This is a genomic window from Photobacterium kasasachensis (assembly GCF_050336885.1).
Taxonomy (GTDB): domain Bacteria; phylum Pseudomonadota; class Gammaproteobacteria; order Enterobacterales; family Vibrionaceae; genus Photobacterium; species Photobacterium kasasachensis.
On record NZ_JAKJSH010000011.1, the window covers coordinates 142,693 to 161,203 of the forward strand.

General features: G+C 49.7%; 17 protein-coding genes. 5 read left to right on the forward strand and 12 right to left on the reverse strand.

Annotated elements, in window-relative coordinates:
* The first annotated feature begins 7 nt into the window (after positions 1-7).
* Entirely contained in the window at positions 8-700 is a 693-nt protein-coding gene (locus tag L4D19_RS16540) for a response regulator (RefSeq protein WP_428453359.1), read from the forward strand.
* An 82-nt stretch (positions 701-782) separates the two neighbouring features.
* Here L4D19_RS16540 and L4D19_RS16545 read toward each other — a convergent pair whose 3' ends face one another.
* The 6 genes from L4D19_RS16545 to msrP form a co-directional block, all read right to left on the reverse strand.
* Positions 783-1,679, reverse strand: a complete 897-nt coding sequence (locus tag L4D19_RS16545) for a DMT family transporter (protein ID WP_160653700.1) — start codon at positions 1,677-1,679, stop codon at positions 783-785.
* 146 nt (positions 1,680-1,825) lie between these two features.
* Positions 1,826-3,235 carry an amidohydrolase gene (locus L4D19_RS16550; RefSeq protein ID WP_428453360.1) on the reverse strand — a complete coding sequence of 470 codons (1,410 nt, stop codon included), beginning with the start codon at positions 3,233-3,235 and terminating at the stop codon, positions 1,826-1,828.
* 201 nt (positions 3,236-3,436) lie between these two features.
* Positions 3,437-4,768, reverse strand: a complete 1,332-nt coding sequence (locus L4D19_RS16555) for an MATE family efflux transporter (protein ID WP_428453361.1) — start codon at positions 4,766-4,768, stop codon at positions 3,437-3,439.
* A gap of 104 nt (positions 4,769-4,872) precedes the next feature.
* Positions 4,873-5,520, reverse strand: a complete 648-nt coding sequence (locus L4D19_RS16560; RefSeq protein WP_428453362.1) for a hypothetical protein — start codon at positions 5,518-5,520, stop codon at positions 4,873-4,875.
* Positions 5,521-5,696: 176 nt separating this feature from the next.
* Positions 5,697-6,332, reverse strand: coding sequence for a protein-methionine-sulfoxide reductase heme-binding subunit MsrQ (gene msrQ, locus L4D19_RS16565; protein ID WP_428453363.1), 636 nt, complete (start codon positions 6,330-6,332; stop codon positions 5,697-5,699).
* Between the two features lie 31 nt (positions 6,333-6,363).
* A complete protein-coding gene (msrP, locus tag L4D19_RS16570) occupies positions 6,364-7,380 on the reverse strand; it encodes a protein-methionine-sulfoxide reductase catalytic subunit MsrP (RefSeq protein ID WP_428453364.1) in 1,017 nt (338 codons plus the stop codon).
* Positions 7,381-7,537: 157 nt separating this feature from the next.
* Here msrP and L4D19_RS16575 point away from each other — a divergent pair, with 157 nt between their 5' ends.
* Complete coding sequence (locus L4D19_RS16575; RefSeq protein WP_428453365.1) at positions 7,538-7,954, forward strand: hypothetical protein; 417 nt, start codon at positions 7,538-7,540, stop codon at positions 7,952-7,954.
* Between the two features lie 68 nt (positions 7,955-8,022).
* A complete protein-coding gene (locus tag L4D19_RS16580) occupies positions 8,023-8,505 on the forward strand; it encodes a hypothetical protein (RefSeq protein ID WP_428453366.1) in 483 nt (160 codons plus the stop codon).
* Here L4D19_RS16580 and L4D19_RS16585 read toward each other — a convergent pair.
* A complete protein-coding gene (locus tag L4D19_RS16585) occupies positions 8,502-9,170 on the reverse strand; it encodes a cupin domain-containing protein (RefSeq protein ID WP_428453367.1) in 669 nt (222 codons plus the stop codon). The two genes, L4D19_RS16580 and L4D19_RS16585, sit on opposite strands and share 4 nt — an antisense overlap.
* Before the next feature lie 228 nt (positions 9,171-9,398).
* Here L4D19_RS16585 and L4D19_RS16590 point away from each other — a divergent pair, with 228 nt between their 5' ends.
* Both L4D19_RS16590 and L4D19_RS16595 read left to right on the forward strand, forming a co-directional pair.
* Positions 9,399-10,523 carry an acyl-CoA desaturase gene (locus tag L4D19_RS16590; protein ID WP_428453368.1) on the forward strand — a complete coding sequence of 375 codons (1,125 nt, stop codon included), beginning with the start codon at positions 9,399-9,401 and terminating at the stop codon, positions 10,521-10,523.
* Positions 10,524-10,762: 239 nt separating this feature from the next.
* Positions 10,763-11,677: a L,D-transpeptidase family protein gene (locus L4D19_RS16595; RefSeq protein ID WP_428453369.1), complete on the forward strand. Its 915-nt coding sequence runs from the start codon at positions 10,763-10,765 to the stop codon at positions 11,675-11,677.
* Between the two features lie 103 nt (positions 11,678-11,780).
* On the opposite strand, the gene L4D19_RS16600 is transcribed toward L4D19_RS16595, so the two are convergent.
* From L4D19_RS16600 to L4D19_RS16620, 5 genes are read right to left on the reverse strand one after another with little or no spacing between them, the layout of a single operon-like run.
* Positions 11,781-13,235 (reverse strand): NADH-quinone oxidoreductase subunit N, encoded by a 1,455-nt coding sequence (locus L4D19_RS16600; RefSeq protein WP_428453370.1) that lies wholly within the window; start codon positions 13,233-13,235, stop codon positions 11,781-11,783.
* Between the two features lie 2 nt (positions 13,236-13,237).
* Positions 13,238-14,785, reverse strand: a complete 1,548-nt coding sequence (locus tag L4D19_RS16605; RefSeq protein WP_428453371.1) for an NADH-quinone oxidoreductase subunit M — start codon at positions 14,783-14,785, stop codon at positions 13,238-13,240.
* A 3-nt stretch (positions 14,786-14,788) separates the two neighbouring features.
* Positions 14,789-16,657: a Na(+)/H(+) antiporter subunit D gene (locus tag L4D19_RS16610; protein ID WP_428453372.1), complete on the reverse strand. Its 1,869-nt coding sequence runs from the start codon at positions 16,655-16,657 to the stop codon at positions 14,789-14,791.
* Positions 16,654-16,986, reverse strand: coding sequence for a hypothetical protein (locus tag L4D19_RS16615; RefSeq protein ID WP_428453373.1), 333 nt, complete (start codon positions 16,984-16,986; stop codon positions 16,654-16,656). The genes L4D19_RS16610 and L4D19_RS16615 overlap by 4 nt, the downstream gene beginning before the upstream one ends.
* A complete protein-coding gene (locus tag L4D19_RS16620) occupies positions 16,983-18,503 on the reverse strand; it encodes a monovalent cation/H+ antiporter subunit D family protein (RefSeq protein ID WP_428453374.1) in 1,521 nt (506 codons plus the stop codon). The genes L4D19_RS16615 and L4D19_RS16620 overlap by 4 nt, the downstream gene beginning before the upstream one ends.
* Positions 18,504-18,511 lie beyond the last annotated feature (8 nt).

Consider the following 18,511-nt stretch of genomic DNA (forward strand, 5'->3'; position numbering starts at 1 on the left):
AAGTGTGATGGAACATATTTTAGTGGTTGAAGATGAAGTTCAACTGGCGACACTGACGGAAGACTATCTCAAAGCATCGGGCTACCGGACGGATGCATTGTACGAAGGAACACAGGTCGTTGAATGGGTGAAAGCCAATGCCCCGGCTTTGATTCTGCTCGACTGCATGTTGCCGGGTAAAGACGGTGTTTCGCTGTGCCGGGAGATCAGAACATTTTCGAATGTGCCGATTATCATGGTGACGGCAAAAATTGATGAGATAGACCGACTTATCGGACTCGAGATTGGTGCAGATGATTATATCTGTAAGCCCTGTAGCTTGCGGGAAGTGGTCGCCAGAGTGAAGGCTGTACTGAGGCGTCATGCTGTTATTCCGGAAAATTTCATTCAGGATCCTGCAACTGAGCAACAGGAAGAGGTCTTGCATCTGGACAAAGCACGCTTCAAGGCGACGTTAAAAGGCTCTGATCTGGACTTAACGGCAGTAGAATTTGCCATGCTGGATATACTGGCAGCCTCACCAGGACGGGTCTATTCCAGGGCGCAGCTGATGGAAGCGATTTACCGGGATAACAGAATTGTCAGTGAGCGGACTATCGATAGCCATATCAAGAAATTGAGAAAGAAGTTCACCGAGGTCCAGCCCGATTATGAGTTAATTCACTCGGTCTATGGTGCGGGTTATAAGCTCGAATACTAGCTGGTAGCTCTGGGTGATAGCTGGTTGGTGGAATGCGGGAGTAACAAAGGCAGCATCAGAGTGCTGCCTTTTTTGTTATTGCCTAGCGGTGCCAGGGGGCTTTGAGCCGTTGACCAAATACATTGACAAGTGCACCTGCCACAATCAACATGCCGCCTAAATATGTCCATACTGACGGCACCTCATGGAAGATGACCACACCAAGTATTGCCGAGAATACAATCTGAACATACGAATAGGCAGATGCTTTCCCAGCGGCCTGTGTCTGCATTGCTTTGGTCAGGCCTAGTTGCCCAACCTGGGTGAATATTCCGACCAGAACTAGCAGGCCGGTTAAGTACCAGTCAGGCACTACAAAGCTATCGCCGATCAACAGCAGTGACATCGGCAGGGCGACAAGCGGGAAGTAGAAGATAATTACGGAGCTATCTTCTGTCTGGCTTAATTTACGGACAATGACGTACGCCACTGAGCTACCGAAAGCCCCCAGAATCGCCACCATGACACTGAACATCGGCAGCTCAGTGGTGGCTCCCTCGACGGCTGCCGGGTTGACCATCACGAACAAGCCTAAAAGACACATGACAATGCAGATAACTGTCGAGAAATGGACTTTTTCCTTGAGGAAAAGCACGGCCAGCAAGGCCGTAAAGACGGGGTGCACATACTGGAGAATTGTCGCTTCAGCCAGTGGGAGCGTGGTTACCGCATAATAGACACACATTAGCGCAAGGGTGCCAACGGCCCCTCGGGTAAACAGCAAGACTTTATTGTGTCCCCAAACCGAAATTCCTTTTCGTTTTACGTCCAGATAACTGATGATTAGAGATACCAAGGCCCTTGCCGCGACAATTTCAAAGACAGGGATACCATAGTTGCTGACGTATTTTACGCAAGCAGACATAAGCGCAAAGCCAAGTGCTGAGAGCATCATATAGCGAACGCCGAGAGGGATATAAGAGCCGAACGAGTTAGACATAACGAAGGTAATTAGTTGAAGTTGGTCGCACTTTACCACAGAGCGCGTTTAAAACATAAATCGTAGCGAGATGAAAAAAGAAAGGGCGGTATTGCTACCGCCCTGATTAGATTTAACTATTGCTAGTTGTTCAGCAAGCAATACAGTTATTGGACAACTTCGCCGCTTTCTACCACTGTCTTGCGTACTTTGTCGGCGAACTTCAAGGCTTCTTCGCGAATAGCGTCTTCATCGACGGTGAGCATGTTACGGTTTTCCATTAGCAGCTTACCGTCAACAATGGTGTGCTTGACGTTTGTCGCATAGGCCGAGTAGACCAGCGCCGAGTACGGATTGTAAACCGGTACCATGTTAGGTGCCGTGGTATCGATGATGATGATATCAGCCAGCTTGCCTGTTTCCAGAGAACCAATGGTGTCTTCCATGTGAAGAGCGCGGGCGGCACCGATAGTTGCCATTTCAATCACCTTCATTGGTGGCATGGCTGCGCGGTCTTTATTGACCAGTTTGTGTACTTTGGCCACCTGGTTAAATTCATCGATGGTGCTGATGGTGTTTCCGGACATTGGTCCGTCAGTACCCAGGCCGATGCGAAGTCCATCGTCGAACATTTTCAGTGCCGGTGAAACACCCTTGGCAGATTTAATATTGGCACTCATGTTGTGCGCAATACCGACATCATGTTTTTTTAGCAGGGCGATATCATTGTCGTCCACATTGATCACATGGGCACCGACAAGGTTCGGTGTCAGTGCGCCGATATCGGCCATATAGCCGACAGGTGTTTTACCGCCGCTACGCTCGGCGATCACTTGGTTTTCTCGCTCTGACTCGGCAAGGTGGATCATTACCGGCACATCGTGTTCAAGCGATAATTTGGTAATTTTCTGCAGTATTTCGGTGGTATTGGTGTACGGGGCATGCGGGGCAAAGGCCGGCGTAATACGCGGGTGATCTTTATATTCTTTGATGAAGTCCAGCGCGTACTGGATGCCTTCGTCGGCATTGGCTGCATCGGCAACCGGGAATTTGATTACGGTTTCGCCCAGCACGGCACGCATACCGATTTCATCAACGGTTTTGGCAACTTCATCCTCGAAATAGTACATGTCAGCATAGGTAGTGACACCACCTTTGAGCATCTCGACATTACCCAGTTGCGCCCCGATACGGACCATGTCACGGGAGACCAGTTTCTTTTCAAGCGGGAAGATATAGCGGTGCAGGCGATCAGGAACGTCGTCGGCCATTGAGCGGAAGACCGTCATTGAAACATGGGTGTGGGTATTGATCAGTCCCGGCAACACGATATCGCCATTGGCATCGATGATTTTTGCGGCCAGGTAATCTTTGACATCAGAGCCGTCGGTAACGGCGAAGATTTTATTTTCCTTAACGGCGACCAATCCATTGTCGAAAACAGTTTTTTCCTGATCCATGGTCAGGACAGTGGCATTTTTAATCAGCAAGTCGACCTTTTCGAGCGCAAGAGCGGATGTGCTGGCGAGAGAAGTAGCGGCTAAAGAGACGGCAATAAGTGTTTTTTTAAACATCAATGACTACCAAAAAACGATAACGGTATGCAGATGATACTCTCAGATCATGTCTTGAAAATCAGTATTGCATAATTACCTATCCAAATGTGATTAGGGTCACCTTTCTTGCTGGGTTGAAATTTGTTTTGTGTAAGAAAACAGCGCCATATGGCGCTGCTAAACGTTTGCACTGAGGTATTTCTGCCCATTTGGCTAAATGGCTTATGTCCGGCGCAAGGCAAAAAGCATCCAGGCGGTGAGGAGCGAACTGCACAGAGGTAAAGCTATCCAGACACCATTGACACCGGCAACGTTGGCTAGGGTGAAGATAAAGATGGTTATCAGGATCAGCTTTCCGCCAGTTAATAGCGAGGCTTCTTTGGCACGGTTGATGGACTGGAAATAAGTCGCGCCGACAAGCAGCAAGCCTTCCATTGGTAGCCCCCAGAAGTAGAGTTGCATGCCATTCACCGCTTCAGGCTGGAGGGTCGGGTTATCACCGGCAAATAGGTACACCACATATTCAGGGAAGCTGTAGAGCATAGCGACCCCGAATAAAGCAAATAACAAAGTGACAGCAAAGGCCAGATTACGCACCTTGATAACACGTTCAGTCTGTCCGGCTCCGGTGTTGTAGCTGGTAATAGGCTGGATCCCAAGCGCAATCCCTTCAAAGATCAGGTAGAAAAACGCTTCTGTGTAACTGACGATGCCGTAAGCCGCCACGTGAAGTGCATCGCCGACTAAAAGGAAGGCTTTGTTGTGCAAAGTGAGTACGACGGACAAATAGAGATACATCAACAGGCTGGAAAAGCCCAGACGAATGATTTGGATAGCGGTATCCCACTTTAGCTTCAGTGTTTCCCAATGGATGCGAAGCGTGGTTTTGGGACTGAAAAAGTGCTGCAGGCATAACAGGCTTGTTGCAGCCTGCGAGAGCATGGTCGCGATAGCCGCGCCTGTCAGCTCAAACGGGAAGACTACGATGAATAGCCAGTCGAGCACAACATTGAGCACGCCACCAAAAATCATGATCAGCGTGACGCGGTTTGGCTGGCCGTCATTACGAAGCAGGGAGGAAAATGCCATAGAAATGACAGGAAAGGCGCCAAGGGCGAAATACCAGAACAGGTAGTCGGAAGCCATTTGAAGGATTTCGCCTTCGGCTCCCAGCCAGAGCAAGAGGGGCTCGCCGTAGATAATGCCCAGGGAACAGATCAGCACTGCGGCGAGAAGACTGAGAGACAGGGCATTGCCGACGATTATTCTTGCCTTGTCAGTGTGGCCTTCGCCAAGCCGGATGGAAACCAAGGCTGATGCGCCCATGCCAATCAATGCGCCTACCGCATAAAGAATCGAGCCGATAGGATAGCCGAGCATGATTCCGGCGAGGCCATTCTCGCCAATGAAATGGCCAACAAACATGCCATCAATGGCGACGTAAATGCCAGTTACCAACATGGCAGCAATGGTAGGCATGGTATAGCGAATAAAGAGCCGGAAGATAGAATCATTCCGCAGCGATAAGTGAGAAGCCGTGCTGGATGCTGTCATGTAACGTCTTATTCAACAAAAATATAACACTGAAGGAGCCGCTATAGTAAAGGATGAAGTGCGATATGAGTTATCGCAGCGATCACTATATTGGCTATCGTTTGTTATTGAAGTTGGTAGTAAGCCGTGAGGAGAAGGTATCGATGTACGGTTTTATCACTGCCATTGCGCTTGAGAGGATGATGGATCTGGTGGTGCCCACCGGATAACAGGTATTGTTGCTGCAGGCAGTGGGGCAGAGTGTTGGTACATTCTTGCAGGCGGATCCCATCGGCCAGATAATCATTAACGTTGACGGGTAACTGGCCCAGCCACCAGGCAGGAATTTCTTTGCTGGCCTTGCTGCGGTCAAACCAATGGTCGGATACGATCAGCAGATGATGCTGTTTGTTTTCATCGATTTGCTGGCAGGCAGTATTGACAGACTGAACAAGCGCCTCACGGCGAGCCAGATTGGCACTGACCAGGCGGTGGGCAATAATCCACAGGTTAAAATCGGCAGTCTCAATACGGAAGATTGGCTGTTCAAGTGCATCATCCTGATGACACTGGTGCAGCTCGGCGGGAATATCGGCTTTGCTTAGCGTCGACATAATTCGACGGCACAAGGTTTTGCCCAAGTGGTTTCCACGCATTCCCCGGTTATGAACGGTTGGATAATGTTGCTCGCACAACTGCAAGCAGTCAGCCTTGAACTGATGAATGCTGACTGAAAGAAGATCACTGACCAAGAACGCAACGCCCCATAACACAATACCACTTGCTCAGCCCGGAATGATGATATGGTTAATTCCAGACTGATAATACCGACTATCACTAAGCCTAATCGTACCAGAAAAAAACATTTTCCCTTACGGTTTTTCAAACGTTTAGTGATCAAAGAAGACGCATGATAGCGACTTCTTTGATCTAAGTGATAGGTCTAACGTTATGATCGGCTTGATGTTGTGCGATTGATATAGGGGATGGCTGGTAGCCAGCGCCTGAATGTCTTGTGACGAAATGCCAGTAATATCAATGCGCCAGCAATATAGATAGCCGGTTCGGCAAGACCGGATTTTACTGACCAGTAGTAGTGGATTGGAGCCAGCAGCAACGCCAGATAAACCCAGTTGTGTAGTTTTTGCCATTTCGGCCCGAGCCGCCGTTGCATACCCTGTGTGGAGGTAACAGCAAGGGCAAACAGGATGAGCCAGCTGATTGCGCCGACAGTCAGATATGGCCGGTCAACGATTTCGCTTGCCAGCAATGTAACATCGAAGCTGAGATCAAGCGCCAGATAAACCAGAAGATGAATCGCTGCCCAGAAAAAGCTGTACAGGCCAACCAGACGACGAACCTTGACCAGTTGCCCCATTTTAAAACGGCGGGCAATCGGTGAGATAAGCAAGGTAATCATTAGGGTATTCAAGGCCGCCTTGCCGGTAAAATGACTCAGCCCCTCGACAGGATCGGCCCCGAGCCCGCCGGTCAGTGTTTGGGCTATCATCATGGTCAGAAAGCCCAGGCTTACCATGTGAATAATGACCTTAAGCCCTGTGATGTGTCGAGGCGTGATTTTCATTCGCATTGTTCCTCATTATTGCGTTTGCTGACTAGTACTGTTTTCTGAGATCCATGCCTTTGTATAGTCCGGCCACTTCATCGGCATAGCCATTAAACATCAGCGTTGGCTGGCGTCTGCTGCTGAACAAGTTACCTTCGCCGATGAAGCGCTCACTGGACTGGCTCCAGCGTGGATGATCGACTTTCGGATTGACGTTGGCATAGAAGCCGTATTCATGCGGTGCGAGGCGGTTCCATGTTGTCGGCGGCTCTTTGTCAGTCAGGGTAATTCGGACAACTGACTTGATGCTCTTAAAGCCGTATTTCCAAGGCACGACCAGACGGAGTGGAGCACCATTCTGCGGTGCCAGCGTCTTGCCGTACAGGCCAACCGATATGAGTGCCAGCGGGTTCATGGCCTCATCGATTCTGAGTCCCTCGACATATGGGTAGTCAATACCGCCTCCGAGCCTGCGGGAGGCTTGTCCCGGCATACGTTTGGGGTCGTACAGGGTTTCGAATGCAACATATTTTGCCTTGCTCATCGGATTGGCTTTTTTCAGCAACTCCGCCAACGGGAAGCCAATCCAAGGAACGTTCATCGACCAGGCCTCAACGCAGCGTAGTCGGTAAATACGCTCTTCAAGAGTGAACTTGCTGAAAATATCTTCGTAGCCCAGAGTGAGCGGGCGATGTACCAGTCCGTCAATCTCTACGGTCCACGGGTTGGTCTGAAAGTTGGCGGCACGAACTGCGGGGTCCGACTTGTCGGTACCGAACTCATAAAAGTTATTGTACTGGAGGATCTTGCTTTCAGGCGTTAGCGAAAGCTTGTTGTCCGAGTACTGTGATGGCTTGGTCACCAACTGGCGGCGGCTGTCTTTGGCGGCGGGTTTGTCTTTGCCGGTAAAGGCGTCAAACAGCCCGGCATTGGCCTGCGTAGCGATTGGCATGCCGACAAGGGTGATACCCAGTTTTTTTAATATATCACGGCGCTGGTGATAGACTGACTCTGGGGTGGCATCGCTTTCCTTGAGCGCCCAGCGAGGTGTTTTCTTTATAAGCATAATCTTCCTTTGGTGTAATAAAAATTATAGTAATTGGCTGATGGGAAAGTAGACCTGACAAATCGATACTAAATTTCACAATATTATTCTTTTATTTTATGAAAGAAGAGGTTATGTTGCGCGGTGCAAATGAAACACCTTCGTTTAGGGATTAGGGATGTACAAACGAGCGATATTACTTTCTTCATTATTAGCGTTACCCGTCACGGCTACAGCAGCGGGTTCACCTTTGGCAGCAGGCGTTTATGTCGGTAGCCCAACTTCCGGGGTTACTGTTAAGTACCGAGAGGAATTACAGTTTTCGATGGGGCTTGATACTTTCAGCCTGACTGCGGATGCATTATGGAATGTCAGCGACCTGAGCCGCGGTACACTGTATTCGCCGTTCTACATCTATACCGGGCTTCAGTGGGTCGATGATGACAAGCATGAATGGGGGCCAAGAGCTGGTGCTGGCCTAATCGTCCCTTACGATAAGTTTCACTTGTATGTCGAGGGCGGTCCGACCTGGTACATACAGAGCGATTCGAGCGTGGAGTTCGAAGGCGCTATTGGGATCAGGGTAAATCTATAATGTCTTGATGAACGTAGTGGTTTTTTTGTGATATAAACTGCTGCGTTTCTCCCAATACCGTATTAACCATGAGTGACTTATACCAATTTAACGCCCATCTTGAGCTTCAGCATATCTTCCTTGAAGCGCATGCCGAACGGTTTCACTATCTCAGTACTTTTTTCGAAGGCTATTATTGTTACCGTTATCAGTTGGTTACCCGGCAGGGAAAAGCCGATTGGACACAAATATTTGAGCGCGCTGTACGTTCCAAAGCTGCCAGCCAGATAGCAGACAGAAAACAGCTGGTACGGGAACCGCGTTTGCCGTTTGCTGTGCTAACAGGCAAGCTCAAAGAACTGGTGAGAGATGACGAGCTGAACTTCGAGTCTCTTCAGTCTTTGCTCGATGAACACCTTGAATACACCGTCTTGACCCGGGAAGAGTTCCAGAAGTTAAAAGCGGCTGGCCTGGCCGAACGGATGCCTGCGGGTTACTACCGCTCGGCGAGCCCTGAGTATCAGAACACTGACGCCAGATTTGAAGCCGTCGGGATTGAGTTTCTGTCCTAAAGGGGCAAATGCCCGGTTTTTATTAGCATCAGGCAGCCGTTTTTTGTCGATGGCTGATGTGAGCTACCAGCAGGGTAGCGGATCCAGGTTCCCCTTTCATAGTGCCCCTGTTCGTCATAAAAGTCGCCCGACAGAATAAAAATCTCTTCTCCGCCGTCATGTTGGTGGAGAGAAAAAGCCGAATCTGGCTGCCACTTCAACAAAATTGTTTTTTCCTGGCCGTACCCGTGCAGCGGCAAGGTCGATAGTCTGTTATCGATTCCGGGTTGCCACATTGCGTTGTGGGTATCAAGGCGAAAAACTTCGGCGTCATGTTCCGGAAACATATTCAGTTTCACATACAGCAGGCAACCACCGTCGCTGCCGGGGGCATGGCAGGAGCCCGGTGGGTTACGGATATAGGTGCCGGCGGGGTAACAGCCGTATTCATCCTGAAAGATGCCGTCGATAACGAATATTTCTTCGCCGTTGGGGTGAAAGTGTGCCGGAAAATGCGTGTTGGGATCGTAGCGTACAAGGCTGGTTACCTGACCGCTTTCTGCTACTTCTCGCTCTAGCGGAATACGCCAGACGCCGGCAGACGGAGAGGCAAGCCAAGGCTGACTCGCAGTATCAACCACGACACGCTGATGTCGATCCATATTGAATGAAGATAGGGGATTCATAGTCGTTATCTCCATGGCCGCTCAATGTTAGTGTATACCCAAACGTATATCTAAACCCTAGCAAGATGCAGAATCTTGCTGGCAAAGTTATGATGAGGCGGTTTTGTAACAAGTGTGACTCTGTTGTGATATTTGTTTGCAAAATGCGTAATTTATCGTTGACCTTGAAAGAATGGCTGATTATTCTAGCGAACACTTGTAAGCTGAATAGTTATCTAAGGTTATAGGATGTCGACCAACAGACCACCAATCATCTGGCTAAATGTGGTTATTTTTTCAGTAACATTTGCAATTGCTGCATTAGGAGCCCCTCTTTATGCCTTCTACGTAGGCTTTGACTGGACGCAAGTCGTGATGCTGCTGGTAGCGTTTAGCTACTGCGGTTTGTCAATCACAGCCGGCTACCATCGCTTGTGGTCACACAAGGCTTATGAAGCCAATGCGTTGATGCGTTTTATTTTTGCTATCGGTGGTGCCTTTGCCCTGCAGAACAGTATTTTGCATTGGTCGTCAGATCATCGGGTTCATCATCGCCATGTCGATAACAACGACAAAGATCCTTACTCCGCCAAGATGGGTTTCTTCTATAGCCATATCGGTTGGATGCTAAGGGAGTACCAGGCCTCTCGTTATAGTGATTACTCGAACTGCCGCGATTTGCAGAAAGACAAGATTGTGATGTGGCAGCACAAGTATTATGTGCCATTGGCTATTGCCACCAACGTAGGTATTCCTTTGTTGTTCGGGCTTATTCATGGTGATGTCTGGGGAGCCTTGTTGCTGGTTGGGGTAGTACGCCTTGTGCTGAGCCACCACACCACCTTTTTCATCAACTCGCTGGCCCATATCTGGGGCAGCCAGCCGTATACCGACAAAAATACGGCCCGAGACAATGGTTTCCTTGCCTTTCTGACATTTGGTGAGGGCTATCACAACTATCACCATATTTTCGAAAACGATTACCGGAACGGAATTCGTTGGTGGCAGTTTGATCCGACCAAGTGGTTGATTAAATCTTGCTACTGGCTGGGTTTTGCCAAGAACCTGCGTACTTGCCCGGAGGATAAGATTGAAAAGGCCAGAGCAACTATGCTACTCAAGCGGTTGCAGGTCAAGTTGGCGACGGTACCCAATAGTTCGGTGTGCCTGGAGCGACTGGAGGAAGAATACGAGGCTCTGATGCTGAAAATATCGGATTATTATGCAGCGAAGAAACGAATGATTGAGCTTAAGAAGAAGCGACTGGTCAAGCATTATGAAAGCTTTGAGTTTGTTCAGCAGTATGCCGAAATGAAGCGTCTGCTGGATGAGCAGCGAAAGTCCTGGAAAATGGTGACTGCCCAGTATGCCTAGTGCGTAAAAGGTTGTTACAGGAAAAACAATAAAAGGGCGGAGTCATAACGATTTCGCCCTTTTTTTGACGCTATGATGACGAAGCATTCAGGTAAGACATGTAGAATCCGGGGTTATGAATTGGGAGCTTCTGTTACAGAAAAAGTTGTATTGTCTTATTCATGAGAATAAGGCAGTAGAAATACGATGACATTCCCATGTTTGCCATACTAAATAGTACTTCGGATGGAGGTGTTTTTGTGTTTCGCTCATTTCTTTTATCACTAGCCTGCCTGACATCATTGTCGGTTAATGCCATTGAATATCAGCGCCCGGATGGCGAGAGTAACTTGGTAGGTACCATGGAGTACTACCAGGTTAATGAAGGCGATAGTCTGGCGGATATTGCCAATCGATACGATGTCGGCTTCCTGGCAATGATGGAAGCAAACAAAGGCGTCGATCCCTTTCTGCCGGATCCCGGCACACTACTGGCAATCCCGACTCAGCTGATACTGCCTGATGTAAAACGCGATGGGATTGTGATCAACCTTGCTGAGCTGCGCCTGTACTATTTCCCGGCAGATGACAAAGAGCGAATGTATGTATTCCCGATCGGTATTGGCCGGGTAGGACGAGAAACGCCTAAGATGTCGACCACGGTTAGCCAGAAGATAGAAAACCCGACCTGGACGCCTACGGCCAATATTCGCAAAGAATACCGCGAGAAGCATGATATCGAGTTACCGGCTGTCGTGCCTGCTGGCCCGGAAAACCCGTTGGGTGAATATGCAATGCGTCTTTCCTATGGCAAGGGGCAGTATCTGATTCATGGCACCAATAAAGATTTCGGCATCGGGATGCGGGTGAGCTCTGGTTGCATTCGAATGAACCCGTGGGATATTGAATGGCTGTTCAACCAAGTGCCAAAGGGAACTGCCGTTCAGGTTATTAACCAACCCTTGAAGAAAACCGTTGAGCCTGATGGTTCCTTATATGTTGAAGTTCACCAGCCACTGTCACGCTCTGAGGAGCAGGTAGGCACCCATAAGCAAGTGAAAGCCTCAAAGTCACTGCTTAATAAGGTTGAAGGGGATCAAGATGCCGAGGAACGCTTGAGTTCAGCACTGGTTTTGCAAACGGGTATTCCTAAAGAGCTCAAGCGAGATATCTAATCTCAAATCACATTGACTGTTTTTTAAAGCGGGAGCCTTTTGGCTCCCGCTTTTGTTTAAACTCGATATACCCAAGCCAAAATGATACTAAGCCAAGATGATGCTAGGGTGATAGTTGGTGGATGATATCGATAAGAGGAGCGGGATAGAGCCCGAGCCCTAGAGTGATAGTGGCGGTTGTAGCCAGCACTATAACTAGATGAACTGAATAGTCTGGGGCAAATTTATGCTTAGCCGGTTTCATGAACATCACCAGCACGATTCGAATGTAATAGTAGGCAGAGACCACACTGAATATAACGGCCAGTATGGCAAGTACTGTGTGCTGATGGCCGATCAGCGCCATGATGATGTTGAACTTGGCTATAAATCCGGCGGTTGGCGGTATCCCCGCCAGAGAAAACAGAAATAGTGCCATGATAGTTGCCAGCCAGGGATGGCGATGGACAAGCCCACAGTAGTCATCAATGTCCTCATTGTTTTGGTTGCGGGAATACAGTGTAATGATGACGGCGAACGCGCCAAGATTCATAAAGGCATAAGCAGACAAATAAAACACGATGGCATAGAAACCGTCGGTTGTTGGCGTGAGAAAAGCGAGCAGGATAAAGCCGACGTGACTGATGCTGGAATAGGCCAACAGTCTCTTGATGTTGCTTTGCACCAGGGCCAAGAGGCTGCCTGTTACCATAGTGGCAATGGCGATAGCAGTAAGCAGTTGTCCCCAGATAACCTGCTGTTCGGCAAAGCTCACCATAAATACCCGCATTAGTACTGCAATCCCGGCGATTTTGGGGCCGACAGATAAAAACGCCGTAATGGGGGTGGGAGCCCCCTGATAGACATCTGGCTGCCACATATGGAAGGGGACGGCAGCCACTTTAAAACCGAAGCCAGCAAGCAAGAAGGTCGTTGCCAGAATCAAGCCGGTGTTTTCGAGGTTGGCTCCTGCCGTTGTGCCTGTGCCGGATAATGCTGTGGCAATATGTTGCAGCTGGGTGGTGCCCGTCAGGCCATAAAACAGGGAAATGCCATAGAGCAGAATGGCTGAGGAGAGCGCGCCGAGAATAACATACTTGAGTGCCGCCTCGGTGGAGTCTGTCTGATGGCGTAGAAAGCCGGTCAGGATGTAGGTGGCTAGGGCGACGAGTTCGATACCGACATAGACTGAAAGCAAATCTGTGCCTGATACCATTAGCATCATGCCGCAAAGAGCAAACAGCAGGAACACATAGTATTCGCTGTGACGGATCTGCTTGAGCTTCAGGTAGCCGGTGGAAAGCAGAATCACCAGAATCGTTGTGATATAGAATAGGTATTTAAAGAAAAGCGCGCTTGAGTCCAGGATGAACATTTCATTGAAACTGGACATCCCCTGCGGTGTATAGGCATTGGCGACTGCCGCGATAATAACGGCCAGAATTGACAGGTAGGCAATAACCTCGGTGTTTATTTTGGGACTGACAAGTGGAGCTAGCAAAAGCCCACAGGCAAATACCAGTAGAATGAGTTCGGCACTGCTGGCATAGATAGACTGTAGGATTGCATTTATGTCCATGCCTAGCCCCCTCTAAAGTCAGTGAGAGAAGGAGCTGTAATAACTGACGGTGTTAAAGCCGTGCCTGACTGAGGTGAAATTTGCCTCAGCAGCTCATTGACACTGGCATCCATCAGGGCAAGGAAAGGCAAGGGGTGTAATCCAATCCAGAATACAAAAATCAGCAAAGCAGCAATGGCGCTGAATTCTCTGAGGTTGATGTCATTGAGTGTTTTAAGTTTAGGGTTATTGAGTGGCCCCAGCGCTACCCGTTTGTACATACTCAGAAGGTAAATGGCGCTCAGGGCCGCGCCGATAATTGCCAGCCCGCCAAATACCGGCATTGAGCTGAACGCTCCGGCAAGGACAAACAGTTCACCAATGAAAGAGTTAGTGCCGGGCAGCGCCATGGATGCCAAGACAAAGATGACAAAAAAGACGGTATAGACAGGCAGCGCTTTCATCAGGCCACCGTAATCAGCGATTGAACGGGAGTGGGTTCGTTCGTAAATCAGGCCGACCATCAGGAAAAGGGCACTGGTGACAATGCCGTGGTTGAACATTTGCAAGATGGCCCCTTTGATCCCTTGACTGTTGAACGTAAAGAGGCCCAGGGTGACAAATCCCATGTGGCTGATACTGGAGTAGGCCACCAGCTTTTTAAGATCATCTTGCGCCAGTGCCAGAAAGCCGCCGTAGATAATGGCAATGACCGACAGAGTGGCCATTACAGGTGCAAAAAACTGGCTGGCGTCGGGCAGGATCGGCAAAGAGAAGCGAATAAAGCCATAAGCGCCCATCTTCAGCAGTACTCCGGCAAGAATAATACTGCCGGCCGTCGGGGCCTCGACATGGGCATCGGGTAGCCAGGTATGGAAAGGGAACATCGGCACTTTGACGGCAAACCCGATGAAAAAGGCGATAAATATCCAGCGCTGGAGTTCAAGGCTGTAGGTTTGCTGGGCGAGGTATTGAATATCAAAGCTGTTACCGCCGGCCAAATAGAGCACGATAACCCCGATTAAGAAGAAGACGCTGCCCGCCAGGGTGTAGAGAAAGAACTTCAAGGTAGCATAGAAACGGTTGTCACCTCCCCAAATCCCAATGATCAGATACATAGGGATCAGCATCGCCTCCCAAAATATATAGAACAGAAAAAGATCCAGCGCGCAGAATACTCCCAACATGAGCGCCTGCATCATCAGAAGGCAGGCCATAAACTGTCTGACGCGTTGTTGTATTGCCCGCCAGGAAGCGACCACGCAGATCCAGCCAACCAAGGCAGTCAGAAAGATAAACAGGATACTGAAACCGTCGACTCCGAGTGTGTAATGGATATTGAGAGCGGAAATCCAAGTGTGGCTTTCAAGAAACTGTATTTGGTGACTGCTGCTGTCAAATGACCAGAGCAGCAAGACCGCCAGCAGCAATTCGCCAGTAGTAAAACCTAAGGCTAGCCAGCGTGTGATAAAAGGGCCGATAACAGTGCCGGGGAGCGTTACCAGCAGCAGGGCACCAATGAGTGGCAGAGCAATCAACAGAGATAACAGTGGCAGGCTCATTAACTCCATTGATTACCTCAACCATTCGAAGAAATGGAGGTAAACATCGAAAACAACCGCGCCAAAGGTGAGGACCGCAACTACGCCAACTACCATGGCAAGGGCGTAGTGGTTGATGATGCCTGACTGTAATTGTCGAAGCCGCTGACCGCTGCGACGAGTAAGGTTGGCGATACCATTGACGGTGGCATCAATCAGCCCTTTATCGAATCGTAATCCTTGTTTGGCTAGAGACTGGGCGGCTGACAGTAGCCCGAGACTCGCCTTGCTCATCCATTGTTCATAGCGACTGAGTGGGTGTTGTGCTATCCACATGAAAACAACCGATCCTTTTCGGTAATACCAGTCGGTATCCAGGCTGATGGTATCTTCCGGATCCAGATGCCTGAGAAAAACCGCGAAACCCAGCGCGGTGAAAATCAATATGCTCAGCGTGGTCGTGATATGAACCGGTGTGTACGGCTCGAAGTTAACCGGGTAGGGGAGCAATTGATAGAGCAACTGGGGAAATACGCCGATGGCGATACAAGCAATGGCGGCGAGGCTCATGGCTATCAGCATATTAAGTGGTGGCTCTTGGCGCTTTACCTCAGAGTCATTCGGTGAGCTGTCTTTGCCATAAAACATATAGTAGGGCAGCTTCAGGCCGGTATGCAGGAAAGTACCGGATGAGGCTAGCAGCAGCATCAGGGTGACGACGGCCATATGGTCCTGCTCGGCGGCTGCAATAACCAGAGATTTGCTGACAAAGCCACTAAAGAAAGGAAAGGCAGAAATCGACAGCGCGCCAATCATATACAGGCAAAGTGTTACAGGCATGGCTTTATACAGTCCACCCAGCTCGGTGAGCTTACGTTTCCCCGTCATATAGATTACGGCACCGGCTCCCATGAACAGCAGGCCCTTGTAGAGGATATGGGCAAAGGCGTGGGCAGCCGCACCGTTAAATGCCAGCTCGCTGCCTATGCCGACGGCAGCAACCATATAGCCAACCTGGCTGATGATATGGTAGGCCAGCAGGCGTCGACAGTCGTTTTCCAGCACGGCATAAATCACCCCGTAGACCGCCATGATAGTGCCCAGCCAGATAAGGAGTTCGGTACCGGGAAACCCCCTTAGTAACACATAGATTGCTGTCTTGGTGGTGAAGGCACACATGAAAACGGCACCGGTGATGGTGGCCTCGGGATAAGCGTCGGTTAACCAGGCATTGAGTGGAGGCACTGCGGCGTTCAGGATAAAGCCTGTCATGATGAGGTAAAAACCGACACTGTGAGTGTGGTCCATGATGGTAAAGACCATAGAGCCGCTTTCATGGTAATGAAGCAATATGCCGGCCAACAGGCAAAGCCCGCCTGTAATGTGTACCAGCAAGTAGCGATGACCTGCGGCTTTTGATTGCGTCGTGCCTGAGGCAAAGATCAGATAGGAAGAGGAAAACGCCATCAGCTCCCAGAACAGGAACAAAGACAGGTAATCACCGGCGAAGACGACGCCAAGGGCGCTGCCGATGTAGAGAAAAGCCGCGCTGTGTTCGGCGGTATTGCGGACATGGAGTGCGTAAATTGCACTTATGAGTGCGATCAGGGTGAATACACAGCTGAACATCAGGCTGAGCTTATCGACTACACCGAGCGTGATGGGAGTGCCGATAAAATCAAATCGCCAATAGTCACCGGTAGGGACGGTATTGCCGAAGATAGCGCTCAGAGTAACAGTAATGGCAACAAGCGGAGCGGCGATAAGAATAACTTGCTGGATCCTTTGAACCATCGGACTACTTTTCTTTTCTTTTGATTTACTGGCTGGGAGCAGACCAACTAGCGGTAAAAGGGCCGCGGCTACAAAAAAGATGACTCCGGGGTGAAACCAGCTAGTCATTCATCCCCTCCTTTTGCATTTTTGGCTGCAGGGGGCTGTTGGCTTGTCTTCGCCGTTTCGCCGTGACTATTTTCCTCCTTCTTATTGTCTGTCTTGTGTGAGTCTTTGTTTTCGTAGTAGTCGGTCTTATGCATCAAACCAAACTGATGGCCGAGAAACTTGGAGATAAAGATAATGGCGATACAGGAGATGAAACCATACAGTGCCGACCAGCCTGGAAAACTGTCCCAGAAAAAGTGAACGTCGTGGCGAGGTGCAAGAAAGTCAGCGACGACAACCGCAACGGCTGCCAGCAAAAGTAGCGTGATACAAACCGAACGCCTGATCATCCCTGTACCCCCTGCGCCAATGCAAGGAAGTAGTCTGGATAAACGCCAAGTGCCAGTGACAGTAGAGCGGTAATAACCAGCGGAACAGTAACCAGTGGGATTTCTCTTGCTCCGGGTGACATAGCTTCGGATGACATTGAGCTGGATGGAGTATGTCCTGAGTTATCCGCCTGGCTCGATAGAGGAGGCTGAGATTCAAAAAAAGCCTTATAGCTGATAGGCAAAAAATAGGCGGCGTTTAGTAGCGAGCTAGCCAGCAAGACACCGAGAAAAACCAGCTGTTCGGCTTCGATGGTACCCGTGAGCAAATACCACTTACTGATAAAGCCTGACGCGGGTGGAATACCGATCATCCCCAGAGAGGCAATGAAGAAGGCGGTCATGGTCCATGGTAACTGTCTGCCAATGCCGGCCAGTTCGCTGATCTTGGTTTTTCGTGCGGCGCAGTAGAGAGAGCCTGCACAGAAGAACAGGGTAATTTTAGACACGCCATGGCTGGCGATGTGAAGCAAGCCGCCAAGGGTTGAGGCTGGGGTTAGCAACACAGCGCCTAAAATAATGTAGGAGAGCTGACTAACGGTGGAGTAGGCCAGCCGAGCCTTGAGATCATCCTGGGTCAGGGCATAGACTGATGCCATGATGATGGTAAAGGAGACAAGATACGCGGTAGCAATGCCCAAATCCAATCGTTGCAGGGTATCTTGCCCGAAGACATCAAATACAACCCGCAACACACAGAATACCCCCATTTTTACCACGGCGACTGCATGTAACAAGGCACTGACCGGCGTCGGAGCAACCATGGCCGACGGCAACCAGATATGAAAGGGCATAATGGCGGCCTTGGCGAATCCGGCCAGGAAGCAGAAGTAGATGACTGTCAGCAAAAGCGGGCTGGCGTTCACCTCGTTAAATATTCCTCCGGAGTCAAAATTCAAGCTACCTGTGGTAGCCAAGGTGAGTGCCAGTGCGGCTAGCAAAAAGGTTTTTGATGCCCCGACCAAGTACACCAGATACTTCTTGCTGCCTAGCCAGGAGTCTGTATTTTCCTTGTGATATACCAAGGGATAAGTGACAAGGCTTAATACCTCGTAAAAAATCACCAGGGTGAACAGGTTGGCAGAAAAAGCCCCGCCAATAGCGGCGGCCAGGCTGGTTGCGAAGCAGGCAAAGAATCGGCTCTGGGACTTTTCTTTAAGGCTGCGCATATAGCCGATGGAGTATATTGCCGCAGCGACCCAGAGCAGTGACGAAACGCTCGCGAAAATCATGCCGAGAGAGTCGACCCTAAATCCAAACTCAAGACCGGGTAGGACGGTAAACAGAGGTAGTTGAATCGTGTATCCCTGTAAGACCAGCGGTGCCATAGAGAGCACAAGTACACAGTTGCTTCCTGCAGCCAGAATAGAAATAACGTGTTTCATGTTGGGACGAGAGCGGCTGGCAATAATAGCCAGTGCCGCCGCGAGGGGTACTAGGACTGTGATCAGGGGGATGACTGATATTTCTGGATCCATAGTACGAA